Source organism: Vibrio sp. 1288, from assembly GCF_033344475.1.
In genome coordinates this window covers 1-905 of sequence record NZ_JAWPOX010000248.1, presented here as the reverse complement: position 1 = coordinate 905, position 905 = coordinate 1, and the positions used below count along the sequence as shown (strand labels likewise).

Annotated in this window: 1 protein-coding gene and 1 pseudogene; both read right to left on the bottom strand. The window is 47.2% G+C overall.

The window, feature by feature from the left end; genetic code table 11:
• Positions 1-274, bottom strand: a pseudogene (locus R8O11_RS26010) (sterol desaturase family protein); the annotation flags it as partial.
• Between the two features lie 8 nt (positions 275-282).
• Positions 283-905: DUF2804 domain-containing protein (locus R8O11_RS26005; protein ID WP_318194711.1), on the bottom strand; the 623-nt coding region annotated here is incomplete at its 5' end.

Here is a 905-nt window from a genome sequence, read left to right as displayed (position 1 = left end):
AGGCCGATACACTCATTTCGATATCAAATAATCGCCAATCAAACATCCACAAGTAGAAATGCGCAATCAGCAACCCCGTTAAAATATCAGCAGCTTGATGTAATCCCGCCAACACAAAGTTACACGCCACTTCCGGCAGATAATATTGTGCGCTGTCAGGCAGTTTACCTCGACGCTGTCCCAAACCGTATTCCGCGGCGATGCAGAGAAAAAAGATAGGAGCCAAAGCCATAAGCAAGAGCTCCGGTCGTTCCATGATTTGTGACCAATCCATTGTCTTATCTACCATTTTGCGTAGTGATCTTCCGTTAAACCCACAACACCGTCTAGTTCGTGCTTACTGCCATTGCCATCCACAACAAACCCTGAAAAGTGGCCGATATATTGACGAAAGTTACTTTTCAAAAACCAGAAGTTCTTTTTCTCAGAACGTTGATTGATAGGCTCAAACACTAAGTCTACGCAACCATCTTCGGAGGTGATACGCCAATCAGTACGTGGATTCTGACGTGAAAATTGAAACTGCACCGGATTAAGCAAATGCCTTTCACCATCCACCCACAGTACATTTTCACAAAACCCGGTTTCGTTTACGCCAGCGGCGAGGTTGAGACCCAAGCTTTTGTCGCCGTCTTTATGGTTGACACTCGCCCAGCGCCAGCTCGTTTCCCTTCGCATGTAACCCGCCGAGAAATCATAACCCGCAGCAACCTGTGACAGATCTTGCTCTTCACCCAGAATAAATAGATTCCCTGTTACCGTCAGCGCGTTGTGTTTTTGCGTATACGTCCATCCGGAGTAACCCGTTGGCGTAGAGAGCATAAGAGGCAAACTTTGTGGCTGTGGATGCAGTGTAATGTTGGCGTTAACGGAAGGCGTCACAAACTGAACATGCCACTGCCCTT